Here is a 15,360-nt window from a genome sequence, read left to right as displayed (position 1 = left end):
TGCTGATCAACTCACTGGGGACCCTTGGGGATGGGAGGTCGGGATGGCAGCGCTCGCGTGGTTGCTGATTCCGGTTTTCGCAGTCGTCGGCGCGGCGATATGGGGAAGCTGGGCTTCACGCAACAAGACCATCGGGGATGTCGCCGAGCTGGCGGGCTACGCGCGCTTCCGGGACGCCATGGAGCGATCCCACACCATCACGACCACCTCCGTCGGCACCGCTTCCGCTTCGGCCCTTCCGGAGCGTGAGACGTCCCCCGCGGCGACCACCGGCTGATCCTCGTACGGACCGCCCCGGGGGTGCACTCACAGGCCGGTCCCGTACTGTCGTTCCATGCCACGCCGCACCGCGACGATGCTCGCCTCCACCCTGGTCCTGATCACGCTGCTCTGTGTCGGCGTCCTCATTCCGGTGCCGTACTCGGAGATGAGCCCCGGCCCCACGGTGAACACCCTCGGTGAGGCGCGCGGCGAGCCGGTCCTCCAGATCTCCGGTCGTCAGACCTACCCGACGACCGGCAACCTCAACATGACGACGGTCAGGGTCACCGGCGCGGACTACAGGATGAACGCCGTGGAGGCCGTCTACGGCTGGCTCGCCCACGACAGCGTGGTGGTCCCGCACGACACGCTCTACCCGGACGGCAAGACCGAGGAGCAGTCGAGCCAGGAGAACGCCGAGGAGTTCAGCCAGTCCCAGGAGAGCGCCAAGGTCGCCGCCCTCAAGGAGCTGGGCATCCCGGTCACCACCCGTGTGGTCGTGGCCACCGTCGTCAAGGGCACCCCCGCCGAGGGGAAGCTCCATGCCGGCGACGTCATCCGGGCCGTGGACGGCACCGCCGTCAGGGAGCCGGGCGACGTGGCGAAGCTGGTCACCCGGCGCAAGCCCGGCCAGGACGTCGTCTTCACGATCGTCCCGGCCCAGGAGGCCGCCGCCGCGGAGAAGGCCCACAAGGACGCCACGACCACGCGGAAGGTGGTCATCACGACGAAGAAGTCGGACGAGGGCGACCGCGCCATCGTCGGCATCCAGGCCGGCACCGACCACGTCTTCCCGTTCACCATCGACATCAAGCTGGCCGACGTCGGCGGCCCCAGTGCGGGCCTGATGTTCGCGCTCGGCATCGTCGACAAGCTCACGCCGGGGTCGCTCACCGGCGGCACGTTCATCGCCGGTACCGGCACCATCGACGACAAGGGCAAGGTCGGCCCGATCGGCGGCATCGAGATGAAGCTGGTCGGCGCCCGCAAGGCCGGCGCCCGCTACTTCCTCACCCCCGCCGAGAACTGCGCCGCGGCCGCGGCCGACACGCCGGACGGTCTCACCCTCGTCAAGGTCGACACCATCGACGACGCGACGAAGTCGCTGGAGAAGCTGCGCAAGGGCGACACGGCGGCCCTGCCCAGCTGCTCCAGCAGCTGACTCCGGCGGGCGGCCTACGACGCGAAGGTCGCCGCCAGCGCGTCCGCGAGCCCCGGCACCAGGTCGGGGCCGGTGAGGACCTCGTTCGGCGAGTCCTTCTCGCGCAGCCGGATCGCCGCCTCGCGCGCCCCGTCCCGGAGCACGGCGACGGTCATCCGGACCTCCTGGCGGTCCGGGTGTGAGGCGACCCACTTGGCGAGCCCGGCCTCGTTCAGGCCCTTCGGCACGGCGGCCTCGGCCGACGGCGGCAGCATCAGGCGCTCCACCGTGAGCGCGCAGCCGGCCACCGCGTCGGGCCAGGCGATGGTGCCGAGGAACTCGTCGAGGGGCTTGCCGGCCGGCAGCTCCTCCTGCTCGATCGGGGTGTACGTGGTGGTGTCGGCGCCGCCGGCACCCAGCTGGGCGGCGAGCTTGGGCTCCTGCAGACGCAGCTTGGCGGTGTCGACCAGGGCGAACAGCCGGGCCGGCCGGTCCCAGCCGAGGCCCGACGCGTAGTCGTCGATCTCGAGCACGGCACGGGTGAGGGGGCTCGCGGCCATCGGGGGACCGGAGGGGGAAACGTTGGACATGACCAATATCCTGCCTCCTCTTCCCGCCCGGACGGGAACTAGGTAAAGCCTCAGTAAGTTGCATCAGTGGGCTCTACGATCGCGGAGCCTGCTTCAGACGCACTGAACGCACCGTTCTCACGCATCAACCTCGAGGGGCGTACGTTGGCTTTCCAGATGCCGGACCGCGGAGGCGGCACAGGTCCGTCCGGGCCAAGGATCAGAGTCGGCCGGCCGTCCCGGCGCGCCCGTACGCTGCTGATGACGCTGGGCGTCCTCGCCGTCCTCGCCATGGCGTTCGTGATGTTCGCCGGGTTCTGGACGGACTGGCTGTGGTTCCGCTCGGTCCACTACTCGTCCGTGTTCACCACCACGCTGTGGACCAAGATCGGTCTCTTCCTGGTCTTCGGTCTGCTCATGGCGCTCGCCGTCGGCCTGAACATCTGGCTGGCGTACCGGCTGCGGCCGCCGCTGAGCGCGATGTCGGTGGAGCAGCAGAGCCTCGACCGGTACCGGATGGGCCTCGCACCCTTCAAGAAGTGGGTGCTGCTCGCCGTCACCGCCCTGGTGGGCCTGATCGCCGGCGCCTCCGCCTCCGGGCAGTGGCGCACCTGGCTGATGTGGGTGAACGGGGTCTCGTTCGGCGAGAAGGACCCGCAGTTCCAGCTGGACGTGTCGTTCTACGCGTTCGACCTGCCCTGGTACCGCTTCCTGCTGGCCTTCGGCTTCGCCGCCACGATCCTGTCGCTGATCGCCGCCGCGCTCACGCACTACCTGTACGGCGGCCTGCGGGTCACCAGCCCGGGCGCCCGCGCGACCGCCGCCGCGACCGGACACCTGTCGGTGCTGCTCGGCGTCTTCGTCTCGCTCAAGGCCGTGGCGTACTGGCTCGATCGGTACGGCCTCGCCGTGAAGTCCAGCGACTTCAAGGCGACGGGCAACTGGACCGGCCTGCGGTACGTGGACGCGAACGCCTATCTGCCGGCGAAGACGATCCTCTTCTGCATCGCCGTGATCTGCGCGCTGCTGTTCTTCGCGACGCTGTGGCGGCGCACCTGGCAGCTGCCGGTGATCGGCTTCGGCCTGATGGTGCTCTCGGCCATCCTGATCGGCGGCCTGTACCCGGCCATCGTGCAGAAGTTCCAGGTGCAGCCGAACGAGCAGGCCAAGGAAGCGCCGTACATCAAGAAGAACATCGACGCGACCCGCAAGGCCTACGCCATCGACTCCACCAAGCCGGAGGAGTACTCGGGCAAGTCGACGGTCAAGGCCAAGGACCAGCTCAGGGCCGACGCCGACACGGCCGCCAGCTACCGGCTCGTCGACCCGAACATCGTGTCGCCGACCTTCCAGCAGCTGGAGCAGAAGCGGAAGTACTACCAGTTCCCGCTGACCCTCGACGTCGACCGCTACAAGGGCCAGGACACCGTGGTCGGTCTGCGCGAGCTCAACATCCGGGGCATCCCGAAGCGGAACTGGATCAACGACCACTTCACCTACACCCACGGCTACGGCGCCATCATGGCCAAGGGCACCCAGACGGACGCCAACGGCTCCCCGGTCTTCACCGAGCAGGGCCTCCCGACGACGGGCCAGCTCGGGCCGTACGAGCAGCGCGTCTACTACGGCGAGAAGACTGACCAGTACTCGATCGTGGGCGGCCCCCAGAAGGAGCTCGACTACGAGGAGAACGGCGAGAAGACCACCAGCTACGCGGGCAAGAGCGGGGTCAACCTCTCCAACGCCTTCAACCGGGCGGCGTACGCGGTCGCGTTCAGCGAGCCGCAGATCCTCTACTCGGGGGCGATCGGCGACGGCTCGCGGATCCTCTACAACCGCACCCCCAAGGAGCGGGTCGAGGCCGTCGCGCCCTGGCTGACCATCGACGGCGACGCCTACCCGGCGGTCGTGAACGGGCGCATCCAGTGGATCGTCGACGCGTACACCACCACCAACGGCTACCCGTACGCCTCCCGCACGACGCTGGGCGAGAGCACGGCCGACGCGCTGACCGTCGGCAACCAGCAGCGCGCGGTGGTCGCCCAGCAGAACCAGGTCAACTACATCCGCAATTCGGTGAAGGCCACCGTCGACGCCTACGACGGCACGGTGAACCTCTACCAGTGGGACACGGAGGACCCGGTCCTCAAGACCTGGATGAAGGCCTTCCCGGACACGGTCAAGCCGCGCTCCGAGATCGCCCCGGATCTGATGCAGCACCTGCGCTACCCGCAGGACATGTTCAAGGTCCAGCGTGAGCTGCTCACCCGCTACCACGTGCAGGACCCGGCGCAGTTCTACAGCGGCTCGGACGCCTGGCAGGTGCCGGACGACCCGACCAACAAGGACGGCAACGCGGTCCCGCCGTACTACCTGAGCATCGAGATGCCCGGGGACCAGTCGCAGCGGTTCTCGCTGACGACGACGTTCACGCCGAACGGCCGGCCCAACCTGGGCGGGTTCATGGCGGTGGACGCCGACGCCACCAGCAAGGACTACGGCAGGATCAGGCTGCTGAGAGTCGGGGAGGACGTGCCGGGTCCCCAGCAGGTCCAGAACAAGCTCAACAGCCTCCCGTCGGTGGCCACGTTCGTCCGTGACATGAAGGGCGCCGACTCCGACATCCTCTACGGCAACCTGCTCACGGTGCCGCTGGACGGCGGCTTCCTGTACGTGGAGCCGGTCTACGCCCAGGGCCGCAACCTGCCGTACCCGCTGCTCAAGAAGGTCGCGGTGTCGTACGTGGACGCGGACCAGCCGGCCGGGGACACGACCAAGGACACCACGGTGTTCGAGGACAACCTCACGGCGGCGCTGAACGCGGTGTTCGGGGTCGAGGGCTCCACGCCGCCGACGACCCAGCCGCCGGGCACCAAGCCCCCGACCACCACCCCGACGACGAACGACGCCGCGCTGAAGCAGGCCATCGCGGACGCGCAGAAGGCGTACGACGACGGTGAGGCGGCGCTGCAGAAGGGCGACTGGGCGGCGTACGGCAAGTCCCAGGAGGCCCTGCAGGACGCCCTCAAGCGGGCCGCCGACGCCGGAGCGAAGCTCCAGAGCGGCACGGGAGCCGGCGGGGGCAAGCCCGCCCCCGGGGCCACCCCGAGCACCTCGGCGAGTCCGCCGGCCGCCCCGGGGAGCTGATAACCGGTAAGAGCGCCACTCCGCGTCGTGATAGGTTGTGAACACAACGACGCGGGGTGGAGCAGCTCGGTAGCTCGCTGGGCTCATAACCCAGAGGTCGCAGGTTCAAATCCTGTCCCCGCTACTGCGGACAAGGCCCGGATCCAATGGATCCGGGCCTTCGTCATGCCCCGAAGAGCGGTATGGATGGGGTGAGTTGAGGCGGGACGTGTTTGACTTGTCACTCTGTGGGCATGTCGACAAAACGCTGAAGTGACCTCACTGGCTGCGGTATACGAGGTGTACGCGGGTTGCAGGTGGTGCGACGATGGTATTTATGGGGGACAGGGCAACTCTGTTGGAGACAGGGCGGTTTGTGCAGCGGCATTCGGGAAACGCCGCAGACGAGATCATCGAGGCCGCAGGGGTCGTCGATGCCGCCGTCGACACCACCGCCGAGCACGAGACCGAGGCCGAGACCGAGGCCCGTCACCGGCGTGCCGCCGAGAACGGCGACGCGGCGGCCATGAGTGTCCTCGGCGCGCTGCTGCTGCGCCGGGGCGACCTGGACGGCGCCGAGCCGTATCTGCGCGGGGCCACCGGCCAGGGTGACCGCGCCGCCGCCAACAACCTGGGCGTCCTGCTGCACCAGCGCGGGTACCCGGACGAGGCCGCCGGCTGGTGGCGGGTCGCCGCCGTCGCCGGCTCCGCGCCTGCCGCGCACGCCCTCGGCCGACACCACCGCGAGCGCGGGGACGAGCCCGGCGCCGAGTACTGGCTGCGCCAGTCCGCCGAGCAGGGCCACGCCCTCGGCGCGTACGCCCTCGCCGATCTCCTGGAGCACCGCAGCGACGTCGGCGCCGAGCGCTGGCTGCGCGCCGCCGCCGAGCAGGGCCACCGCGAGGCGGCCTACCGGCTCGCCCTCGCCCTGGAGCGGCGCGCGGAGCCGGACCGCGGCCCGCACGCGTACGACACGGCCACCGGCCTGCGCACCTCGGCGACCGGACCGGCCGAGGCCGGCAAGGCCGCTGTCGCGTCCCGGACCGCCGCGCCCCGGCCCACCGCGCCCAAGGACGGGCTCGCCGAGGCCGAGCAGTGGTTCCGGCAGGCCGCCGCCCGCGGCCACCGCCGGGCCGCCCTGCACCTGGGCGCGCTCCTGGAGAAGCGCGGCGAGCTGAAGGAGGCGGGCCGCTGGTACCTGACCTCCGCCAAGGACGGCGAGGCCAAGGCCGCCTGCGCGCTCGGCTTCCTGCTGCGCGACGCGGGCGACGAGGAGAGCGCCGCCGTGTGGTGGCTGCGCGCCGCCCAGGACGGCGACGGCAACGCCGCCAATGCGCTCGGCGCGCTGCACGCCGCCCGCGGCGAGCAGCAGACCGCCGAGCGCTGGTACCGCGCCGCCATGGACGCGGGCGACGTGAACGGCGCCTACAACCTCGGGCTGCTCTGCGCCGCCCAGGAGCGCACCACGCAGGCCGAGCAGTGGTACCGCCGGGCCGCCTACGCCGGCCACCGGGAAGCCGCCAACGCGCTCGCCGTCCTGCTGCTCCAGGCCGGGGACGCCAACGGCGCCGAGCCGTGGTTCTCCAAGGCCGCCGAGGCCGGCAGCGTCGACGCCGCGTTCAACCTGGGCATCCTGCACGCCGGCCGCGACGACGACCGCACCGCGCTGAGCTGGTACGAGCGGGCCGCGGCCGCCGGGCACACCGAGGCCGCCCTCCAGGTCGGCATCGCCTGCCTGCGTGACGGCGACGAGCAGGCGGCCGAGCGGCATCTGCGGTGCGCCGCGGGCGGCGGCAGCGCCGAGGCGGCCTTCCGGCTCGCCTCCGTGCTCGACGCGCGTCGGCCGCCCCCCGGGCCGCCGGCCCTCGGCGCCCCGCGCGAGGAGAAGAGCGAGTGCGAGGAGTGGTACGAGCGCGCCGCCGAGCAGGGGCACCGGCGTGCCCAGGTGCGGGTCGGGATGCTCGCCGCCGGCCGCGGTGACGTGGCGGAGGCGGCCCGCTGGTACCGGGAGGCGGCCGAGGCCGGCTCCCGCAACGGCGCTTTCAACCTGGGGCTGCTGCTCGCCCGTGAGGGCGGCGAGCGGGAGGCGGCCCTGTGGTGGACCCGCGCCGCCCACGCGGGGCACGGCCGGGCCGCGCTCCGACTCGCCCTGCTCGCCGCTCGCCGCGGGGAGCTCACCGAGGGGCGCCGCTGGTGCGCCCGTGCGGTGGAGCTCGGTCCGGCCGAGGTGGCGGAGCGGGCCGCGCGGCTGAGCGAGGCGCTGCACCAGGAGCTCACGGCGTAACGCGGCTCACACGTCTCACCCGTCCCACTGATTTGCCCTGCTCCGAACGGTCCCGTAAGGTGGTGTTCACCGACGCGGGGTGGAGCAGCTCGGTAGCTCGCTGGGCTCATAACCCAGAGGTCGCAGGTTCAAATCCTGTCCCCGCTACTCAGTAGCACGAAGGCCCGGATCCGGAAACGGATCCGGGCCTTCGTCGTTCCCCGGCCCCCTCGTGAGGGCGCCCGGAAAGGGCTGTGTGCACGGAGAAGGCACCTGCGCACGGGAAAGCCCCCGCCGGTCGGCGGGGGCTTCGCGTCGTTCAGGGGGTCACGCCGTGGTGGCGCAGCTCGGGCAGATGCCCCGGTAGGTGACCTCGACGTCCGAGATCGTGAAGCCGAAGCGCTCCGAGTCGGGGAGGTCGGCCAGCGGGTTGCCCGCCGGGTGGACGTCGCGGATCGCGCCGCAGCGGGCGCAGACCAGGTGCTGGTGCGGCCGGTGGGCGTTCGGGTCGTACCGCTTGGCGCGGCCGTCCGTCGCGACCTCGAGGACCTCGCCGAGCGTGACCATCTCGCCCAGCGTGTTGTAGACGGTCGCCCGGGAGATCTCGGGCAGGCGCTCCACGGCGCGGGCGTGGACCTCGTCGGCGGTCAGGTGTACGTGATCGCCGTCGAGTACCTCGGCCACGACACGACGCTGCGCGGTCATCCGCCAGCCGCGGCCGCGCAGTCGTTCCAACAGGTCACTCATGGGGTCAGGGTAACAGTCGCCGCCGTGAGTCCCGAACCGGTGTGAGTTTGGATGTGAGCTTGACTTAGACAATGTCCATTATAAGATCGTGTACGGAAAGGCCGGGACAGGCACAGGACGGGCTCGCGGCAGCAGGGCCGGGCATCAGGAGGCGCACATGACGCAGGGACCGCTCACCACGGAGGCCGGCGCGCCGGTCGCGGACAACCAGAACAGCGAGACGGCGGGCGTCGGCGGACCGGTCCTCGTCCAGGACCAGCTGCTTCTGGAGAAGCTCGCCCACTTCAACCGCGAGCGCATCCCGGAGCGCGTGGTGCACGCTCGCGGCGCCGGCGCCTACGGCACCTTCACGGTGACCGCCGACGTCACGCCCTACACCCGGGCCGCCTTCCTCTCCGAGGTCGGCAAGCAGACCGAGACGTTCCTGCGCTTCTCCACCGTGGCGGGCAACCTCGGTGCGGCCGACGCCGTGCGCGACCCCCGCGGCTGGGCGCTGAAGTTCTACACCGAGGAGGGCAACTACGACCTCGTCGGGAACAACACGCCCGTCTTCTTCATCAGGGACGCCATCAAGTTCCCCGACTTCATCCACACCCAGAAGCGCGACCCGTACACGGGCTCGCAGGAGGCGGACAACGTCTGGGACTTCTGGGGCCTCAGCCCGGAGTCCACGCACCAGGTGACCTGGCTCTTCGGCGACCGCGGCATCCCCGCCTCGTACCGTCACATGAACGGCTACGGCTCGCACACCTACCAGTGGAACAACGAGGCCGGCGAGGTCTTCTGGGTCAAGTACCACTTCAAGACCGACCAGGGGATCAGGAACCTCACCCAGGCCGAGGCCAACCGCCTGGCCGGCGAGGACCCGGACAGCCACCAGCGCGACCTGCGCGAGTCGATCGAGCGCGGCGACTTCCCGACCTGGACCGTGCAGGTCCAGATCATGCCGGCGGCCGACGCGGCCGCCTACCGCTTCAACCCCTTCGACCTCACCAAGGTGTGGCCGCACGCGGACTACCCGCCGATCGAGATCGGCAAGCTGGAGCTCAACCGCAATCCGCGGAACGTCTTCGCCGAGGTCGAGCAGTCGATCTTCAGCCCGGCCCACTTCGTGCCCGGCATCGGCCCGTCCCCGGACAAGATGCTCCAGGGCCGTCTCTTCGCCTATGGCGACGCCCATCGCTACCGCGTCGGCATCAACGCCGACCACCTGCCGGTGAACCGCCCGCACGCCACCGAGGCGCGGACGAACTCCCGCGACGGCCTCCTCTACGACGGCCGCCACGCGGGCGCGAAGAACTACGAGCCGAACAGCTTCGGCGGCCCGCAGCAGACCGGCCGCCCGCTGTGGCAGCCGCTCCCGGTCACCGGGGTCACCGGCGACCACGCGGCCCCGGCGCACGCCGAGGACGACGACTTCACGCAGGCGGGTGACCTCTACCGCCTGATGTCCGAGGACGAGAAGGGCCGTCTGGTCGAGAACCTGGCCGGCTTCATCGCCAAGGTCTCCCGTGACGACATCGCCGAGCGCGCCATCGGCAACTTCCGCAACGCGAACGAGGACTTCGGCAAGCGGCTCGACGCCACGGTCCAGGCCCTGCGCGGCTGAGGGCGCCTGCCGTAGGAGAAGAGGGCCGGACTTCCCGTAGCCGTACGGGAGTCCGGCCCTCCCGCTCGTCCTGGAGCCGTCGTCAGACGGCCAGGCGGGCCGGTGTCCAGCAGCGGATGATGTCGCGTACGGAGACGATGCCGACCGGCCCGTGGTCGTCGAGGACCACCAGATGGCGGAATCCGCCGCGGGTCATCGCGTCCGCGGCCTCCTCCAGCGTCCAGGTCGGGGCGGCGAAGACGACGTCGCGGGTGGTGTGGGCGTCGGCGGTCTCGTGGTCGGGATTCCGGTCGCTTCCGATGGCGTTGAGGATGTCGCGCTCGGTCAGGATGCCGAGTCCGCTGGTGTCGGTGTCGAGGACGATCGCCGCGCCGACGCGTCGCGCCGACATCAGGCGGGCCGCCTGGCGGAGGGTATGGGCCGGGCCGATGGTGAGGACCATCGAGCTCATGGCGTCACGGACGAGCATGAAGGGGACCACCTCCTGTTCGAGAACTCTTTCACAAGTTCACAAGTGGGGGGAGTCTCAGAGTGACACCGGGAAGGGCGGTCAACAAGGGGGCGTGCGTGGTGCGCCGGGGTGCACACGCGTCCCGCGAGCGCACGTTCGTGGCGGACCTCCGGAGGGGTCAGCCGCCCAGGTAGCTGAGCAGCTCGCCGTGCAGCAGACCGTTCGACGCCGCCGCGTTGCCGCTGTGCGGGCCGTGCCGACCGTCGAGGCCCGTGAAGGTGCCGCCGGCCTCCTGGACCACGATCGCCGTGGCCGCCATGTCCCACAGGGACAGCTCCGGCTCCGCGCAGATGTCCACCGAGCCCTCGGCGACCAACATGTACGGCCAGAAGTCGCCGTACGCCCGGGTCCGCCACACCGCGCGGCCGAGGTCGAGGAAGCCGTCGAGCCGGCCCCGCTCCTCCCAGCCGGTCAGGCTGGAGTACGCGAACGACGCGTCCTCCAGGCGGCCGACCTTCGACACCCCGAGGCGGGTCGCCGAGGCGAGGCTGCGGCCGGTGTACGCGCCGAGCCCCTTCGCCGCCCACCAGCGGCGGCCGAGCGCGGGCGCCGACACGACGCCCACCACCGGCTGGAAGCCGGTCTCGCCGGCCTCCATCAGCGCGATCAGCGTCGCCCACACGGGCACCCCGCGCACGTAGTTCTTGGTGCCGTCGATCGGGTCGATCACCCAGCGACGCGGACCCGTGCCCTCGACGCCGTACTCCTCGCCGAGGATCGCGTCGCGCGGCCTGGCGCGCTGCAGCTGACCGCGGATCAGCTCCTCGGCGGCACGGTCGGCCTCGCTGACCGGGGTCATGTCGGGCTTCGTCTCGACCTTCAGGTCGAGCGCCTGGAACCGGTCCATCGTGGCCGCGTCCGCGGCATCCGCGAGGACGTGGGCGAGACGCAGATCGTCGTGGTAGTCGGCCATGGTCGAAACTCTATCCCCCGGACAGGGGTCGGTCGGCGGCGGCCCTTGACAGTGCGTGGTCGCGCGTCAACGCTGAGCGCAGTACCGACCTGGCCGGGAGGCGACGATGCCGACTGCCCGTAAGCCGCCGAAGGCGCCGAGCGCCCGCGAGGCGCTGCTCGACGCGGCCCTCGCGGCCCTCCGTACGCTGCCCTGGTCCGCCGTGCGGATGGTGGACGTCGCCACCGCCGCGCGGGTCTCCCGGCAGACCCTCTACAACGAGTTCGGCAGCAAGGAGGGGCTGGCCCGCGCGCTGGTGCGGCGCGAGGCCGACCACTACCTGCGCGGCGTCGAGACCGTCCTCGCCGAGCCGGGACCGCCGGGCCGCCGCCTGGTCGCCGTCGCCGAGTGGACCGTCGCCACGGCCGCCGCCCGGCCCGTCCTCCGCGCCCTGCTCACCGGTGCCTGGGGCGAGCGGCTGCCCGTGCCGCGGCCCGTGCGCACCGGGGCCCGGACCGCCGCCGTGCCGGAGCAGCGGCGTGCCGACGCGGGGGTGCCGTCGCCGGGGGAGCTGCTGCTGCAGGCCAGGGACCGGGCGGCCGCGCTGCTCGCGGAGGATCCCGGGGCCGCCGCCCGCTCCTGCGAGCTGGCGCTGCGGCTCGCCCTGTCGTACGTCGTGGCCTCGGCGCAGGCGATGGCTCAGTGCGCGGAGCCCGACAGCTGGAGGCCGATGACCCCCACGATCACCAGCGTGATCGAGACGATCTTGAGCGTGGACACCAGGTCGCCGAGGAACACCATCCCGTAGATCGCCGTTCCCGCGGCCCCGATCCCCGTCCACACCGCGTACGCGGGGCCGACGTCGAGCTTGCGCAGGGCGATGGTCAGCAGACCGAAGCTGCCCAGGGCGAAACAGGCGAACGCGATCGTCGGCCACAGGCGCGTGAAGCCGTGCGAGAGCTTCAGGCAGACCGCGAACCCCGTCTCCAGGAGCCCGGCGACCACCACCAGCAGCCACGCCATCGTCAGTGCCTCCCACGCCGTCGGTGACTGCTTCGTCTCACTTGGTGCGATTATGCACTTACCAGGAGTCCCCGCCCGCAAACGTGAGCGACAGGAGTGACGCGTCGTCAGTCGCCCTCGCGCCGCTCCCGCGTGGCGAGCAGCCGCCGCAGCGAGAACAGCCGCGCCGGATCGGCGTGGCCCTCCTCGACCCAGGCGTCGAGCGCGCAGTCCGCCTCGTCGTGCGAGCAGGCCCGCGGGCAGTTCTCCGTGCCCGGCTCCAGGTCCGGGAAGGCGTGGATGACCCGGGACGGGTCGACGTGGTGGAGCCCGAACGAGCGCACGCCGGGCGTGTCGATGACCCAGCCGTCGGCCTTGGCGAGCGGCAGGGCGAGCGCCGAGGTCGTGGTGTGGCGGCCGCGGCCGGTCACCGCGTTCACGTGGCCGGTGATGCGGCGCCGCTCCTCCGGCACCAGCGCGTTGACCAGGGTCGTCTTGCCCACGCCGGAGTGCCCGACGAAGGCGGTCACGCGGTCGCCCAGGTGCTCGCGCACCCGGTCCGCCGCCCCGCCGTCGTACAGCTCCTCGCGGTTGACCACGACGTACGGGATGTCGAGGTCGCCGTACAGCTCCAGGATCTTCTCCGGCGGCGCCAGGTCCGACTTCGTCAGCACCAGGAAGGGGTCGAGCCCGCCGTCGTAGGCCGCGACCAGGCAGCGGTCGATCAGACGCGGGCGCGGCTCGGGGTCGGCGAGGGCCGTCACGATCGCCAGCTGGTCGGCGTTGGCGACGACTACCCGCTCGTACGGATCGTCGTCGTCGGCCGTACGGCGGAGCACCGAGCCGCGCTCACCGATCCGCACGATCCGCGCCAGGGTGTCCTTCTCGCCGGACAGGTCGCCCACCAGGGAGACCCGGTCGCCGACCACGGCCGCCTTGCGGCCCAGCTCGCGGGCCTTCATGGCCAGGATCACCCGGTCGTCGACCAGGCAGGTCAGCCGGCCCCGGTCCACGGTGAGGACCATGCCCTCGACGGCGTCCTCGTGCTTGGGGCGGATGTTCGTCCGGGGACGGTTGCCCTTGCGGTTGGGCCGCTGGCGGATGTCGTCCTCGTCGGTGCGCTTGCCGTAGTGCCGCATGGCTCAGGCTCCGAGCATTTCGGTCCACATCCTCGGGAAGTCGGGCAAGGTCTTCTCCGTCGTGCTCACGTTCTCGATCTCCACGCCCTTCACGACGAGGCCGAGCAGCGCGCCCGCGGTCGCCATCCGGTGGTCGTGGTACGTGTGGAAGACCCCGCCGCGCAGCGGACGCGGGCGGATGTGCAGTCCGTCCCCGGTCTCCGTGACGTCGCCGCCGAGCCCGTTGATCTCCTTGGTGAGCGCCGCGAGCCGGTCGGTCTCGTGCAGCCGCAGGTGGGCCACGCCCCGCAGGGTGGACGGCGAGTCGGCGAGGGCCGCGACGGCCGCGATGCCCGGGGTCAGCTCACCGACCTCGCCCAGGTCGATGTCGATGCCGTGGATCCGGCCCGAGCCGGTGAAGGTCAGACCGCGCTCGGTCAGCTCGCAGGAGCCACCCATGGCGGTGAAGATCTCCCGCAGCGCGTCACCCGGCTGGGTGGTCCGCTCCGGCCAGTCCGGCACCGTGACCCGGCCGCCGGTGACCAGGGCCGCGGCCAGGAACGGCTGGGCGTTCGACAGGTCCGGCTCCACGACCAGGTCGCGACCGAGCAGCGCGGAGGGCGCGACCCGCCACACGTCGGGCTCCCCGCCGTGCTCCGGCTCGTCCACCTGCGCGCCGACCGCGCGCAGCATGTCGACGGTCATCCGGATGTGCGGGAGCGACGGCAGCCGGTCGCCGACGTGCCGCACCTCGACCCCGTGGTTGAAGCGCGCGCCCGAGAGCAGCAGGGCGCTCACGAACTGGGAGGACGAGGAGGCGTCGATCTCCACGACGCCGCCCTGCAGACCGCCGGCGCCGTGCACGGTCATCGGCAGCGCGCCGCGCGCGTCGTCGTCGATCCGGGCGCCGAGCGCGCGCAGCGCGTCGATCACCCCGTGCAGCGGGCGCTCGTGGGAGCGCGGGTCGCCGTCGAAGCGGACCGGGCCGTCGGCCAGGGCCGCGACCGGCGGCAGGAAACGCATGACCGTGCCGGCGTTGCCGACGTCCACGGTCGCGGGGCCGCGCAGCCCCGCCGGGATGACCCGCCAGGCCTCGCCGGAGCCGTCCGGGCCCACGCCTTCCTCGATCTTCACACCGAGGGTGCGCAGCGCCTCCGCCATGAGCAGGGTGTCGCGCGAGCGCAGCGGCCGGCGCACCCAGCCGGGCTCGGCGGCCAGGGCGGCGAGCACGAGCGCCCGGTTGGTGACCGACTTCGATCCGGGCACGGTGACGGTGGCGTCGACGGCGCCGTCGGCATACGGGGCGGGCCAGAGGCCGGTGAGCGGATCGATGGGCGCGGAGCTTTCGGTCATGCCCTCACTGTACGGGGGTACGGCAGGCCCGCTACACGCCCGCTACAGGCCGAGGAGCCAGCGTCCGCCGCCGATCAGGGAGCAGATCGAGACCGCGTGGAAGAAGAACAGCCACAGCGTCGGCGGCACGTGGGTGAGCCGGCCGAGCTGATCCGCGTCGGAGTCGCCGGCCCCGCCGTGCCGCCGCTTGGCCTGCAGCTCGAAGGCCGGCCGTACGCCGCCGAGCAGCAGGAACCACACCGCCGCGTACGCGAAGACGGACTGCACGTCCGGGGAGGTCAGCCAGGACACCAAGAGGAAGACCGCGCCGGTGAGCAGCACGATGAAGATCCCGTACGCGTTGCGGACCATCACCAGCAGCGCCACGAGCAGCGCCGTGGCCAGCCAGAGCAGCAGCGTGACCCGGTGCGAGGAGAGCAGCGCGGCACCGCCGAGGCCGAGCAGCGGGGCCGCGGTGTAGCCCGCGGCGGCCGTGAGGATCATGCCGAGGCCGGTGGGACGGCCGCGCGAGACGGTCAGCCCGCTGGTGTCCGAGTGCAGCCGGATGGACTGCAGCCGGCGCCGGGTGAGGAGCGCGACCAGCCCGTGGCCGCCCTCGTGCGCGATGGTGATCGCGTTCCGGGACAGGCGCCATATGGAGCGCGGCACGACCGCGGCGAGGGCGGCGACCGCCGTGGCGATCACGATCCATTCCGTGGGCGCGGGCTGGGTGCCGAGGACTTCGGTCATTTCTCGGACGGCTCCTCGGTCGGGGGACGGGACCTGGCA

Annotated in this window: 14 protein-coding genes and 2 tRNA genes; 8 read left to right on the top strand and 8 right to left on the bottom strand. The window is 71.6% G+C overall.

Features of this window, described 5'->3' with window-relative positions; translation table 11 throughout:
- The first annotated feature begins 43 nt into the window (after positions 1–43).
- Entirely contained in the window at positions 44–277 is a 234-nt protein-coding gene (locus ACIRQF_RS19175; RefSeq protein ID WP_376632228.1) for a hypothetical protein, read from the top strand.
- A 57-nt stretch (positions 278–334) separates the two neighbouring features.
- On the top strand, positions 335–1,423 hold the full coding sequence (locus ACIRQF_RS19170; protein ID WP_404093492.1) for a PDZ domain-containing protein: 1,089 nt from the start codon (positions 335–337) through the stop codon (positions 1,421–1,423).
- Between the two features lie 14 nt (positions 1,424–1,437).
- Here ACIRQF_RS19170 and ACIRQF_RS19165 read toward each other — a convergent pair whose 3' ends face one another.
- Positions 1,438–1,992, bottom strand: coding sequence for a PPA1309 family protein (locus ACIRQF_RS19165; protein WP_376632231.1), 555 nt, complete (start codon positions 1,990–1,992; stop codon positions 1,438–1,440).
- Positions 1,993–2,148: 156 nt separating this feature from the next.
- Between ACIRQF_RS19165 and ACIRQF_RS19160 the strand changes: the two genes are divergently transcribed.
- From ACIRQF_RS19160 to ACIRQF_RS19145, 4 genes are all read left to right on the top strand, one after another.
- Positions 2,149–5,118, top strand: coding sequence for a UPF0182 family protein (locus tag ACIRQF_RS19160; RefSeq protein WP_376632233.1), 2,970 nt, complete (start codon positions 2,149–2,151; stop codon positions 5,116–5,118).
- 50 nt (positions 5,119–5,168) lie between these two features.
- Positions 5,169–5,242 (top strand) — tRNA-Met (locus tag ACIRQF_RS19155).
- A 183-nt stretch (positions 5,243–5,425) separates the two neighbouring features.
- Positions 5,426–7,381, top strand: a complete 1,956-nt coding sequence (locus tag ACIRQF_RS19150) for a sel1 repeat family protein (protein ID WP_404093487.1) — start codon at positions 5,426–5,428, stop codon at positions 7,379–7,381.
- Between the two features lie 73 nt (positions 7,382–7,454).
- A tRNA-Met gene (locus ACIRQF_RS19145) sits at positions 7,455–7,528 on the top strand.
- 159 nt (positions 7,529–7,687) lie between these two features.
- On the opposite strand, the gene ACIRQF_RS19140 is transcribed toward ACIRQF_RS19145, so the two are convergent.
- A complete protein-coding gene (locus ACIRQF_RS19140) occupies positions 7,688–8,107 on the bottom strand; it encodes a Fur family transcriptional regulator (RefSeq protein ID WP_365338490.1) in 420 nt (139 codons plus the stop codon).
- 157 nt (positions 8,108–8,264) lie between these two features.
- On the opposite strand from ACIRQF_RS19140, the gene ACIRQF_RS19135 reads away from it, so the two are divergent.
- Positions 8,265–9,716, top strand: a complete 1,452-nt coding sequence (locus ACIRQF_RS19135) for a catalase (protein WP_404093485.1) — start codon at positions 8,265–8,267, stop codon at positions 9,714–9,716.
- Between the two features lie 82 nt (positions 9,717–9,798).
- On the opposite strand, the gene ACIRQF_RS19130 is transcribed toward ACIRQF_RS19135, so the two are convergent.
- Together ACIRQF_RS19130 and hisN are read right to left on the bottom strand one after the other, a co-directional pair.
- Entirely contained in the window at positions 9,799–10,185 is a 387-nt protein-coding gene (locus ACIRQF_RS19130) for a cyclic nucleotide-binding/CBS domain-containing protein (protein WP_376632239.1), read from the bottom strand.
- A 160-nt stretch (positions 10,186–10,345) separates the two neighbouring features.
- Positions 10,346–11,140, bottom strand: a complete 795-nt coding sequence (hisN, locus tag ACIRQF_RS19125) for a histidinol-phosphatase (protein WP_382486443.1) — start codon at positions 11,138–11,140, stop codon at positions 10,346–10,348.
- Positions 11,141–11,246: 106 nt separating this feature from the next.
- Here hisN and ACIRQF_RS19120 point away from each other — a divergent pair, with 106 nt between their 5' ends.
- A complete protein-coding gene (locus tag ACIRQF_RS19120) occupies positions 11,247–11,927 on the top strand; it encodes a TetR/AcrR family transcriptional regulator (RefSeq protein WP_404093481.1) in 681 nt (226 codons plus the stop codon).
- Here the strand turns inward: ACIRQF_RS19120 and ACIRQF_RS19115 are convergent.
- The 4 genes from ACIRQF_RS19115 to ACIRQF_RS19100 all read right to left on the bottom strand — a co-directional run bounded on the left by ACIRQF_RS19115 (position 11,819) and on the right by ACIRQF_RS19100 (position 15,321).
- Complete coding sequence (locus tag ACIRQF_RS19115; RefSeq protein WP_376632245.1) at positions 11,819–12,142, bottom strand: DMT family transporter; 324 nt, start codon at positions 12,140–12,142, stop codon at positions 11,819–11,821. The genes ACIRQF_RS19120 and ACIRQF_RS19115 overlap by 109 nt on opposite strands.
- 107 nt (positions 12,143–12,249) lie before the next feature.
- Positions 12,250–13,260: a ribosome small subunit-dependent GTPase A gene (gene rsgA, locus ACIRQF_RS19110; RefSeq protein WP_376632247.1), complete on the bottom strand. Its 1,011-nt coding sequence runs from the start codon at positions 13,258–13,260 to the stop codon at positions 12,250–12,252.
- A 3-nt stretch (positions 13,261–13,263) separates the two neighbouring features.
- Entirely contained in the window at positions 13,264–14,592 is a 1,329-nt protein-coding gene (gene aroA / locus ACIRQF_RS19105) for a 3-phosphoshikimate 1-carboxyvinyltransferase (protein WP_404093477.1), read from the bottom strand.
- 42 nt (positions 14,593–14,634) lie between these two features.
- Positions 14,635–15,321, bottom strand: a complete 687-nt coding sequence (locus ACIRQF_RS19100) for a M50 family metallopeptidase (protein ID WP_403517526.1) — start codon at positions 15,319–15,321, stop codon at positions 14,635–14,637.
- Positions 15,322–15,360 lie beyond the last annotated feature (39 nt).

This window comes from Streptomyces sp. NPDC101191, assembly GCF_044767915.1.
In the GTDB taxonomy this organism is placed as follows: Bacteria; Actinomycetota; Actinomycetes; order Streptomycetales; family Streptomycetaceae; genus Streptomyces.
This window is presented reverse-complemented; position numbering and strand designations above follow the sequence as displayed.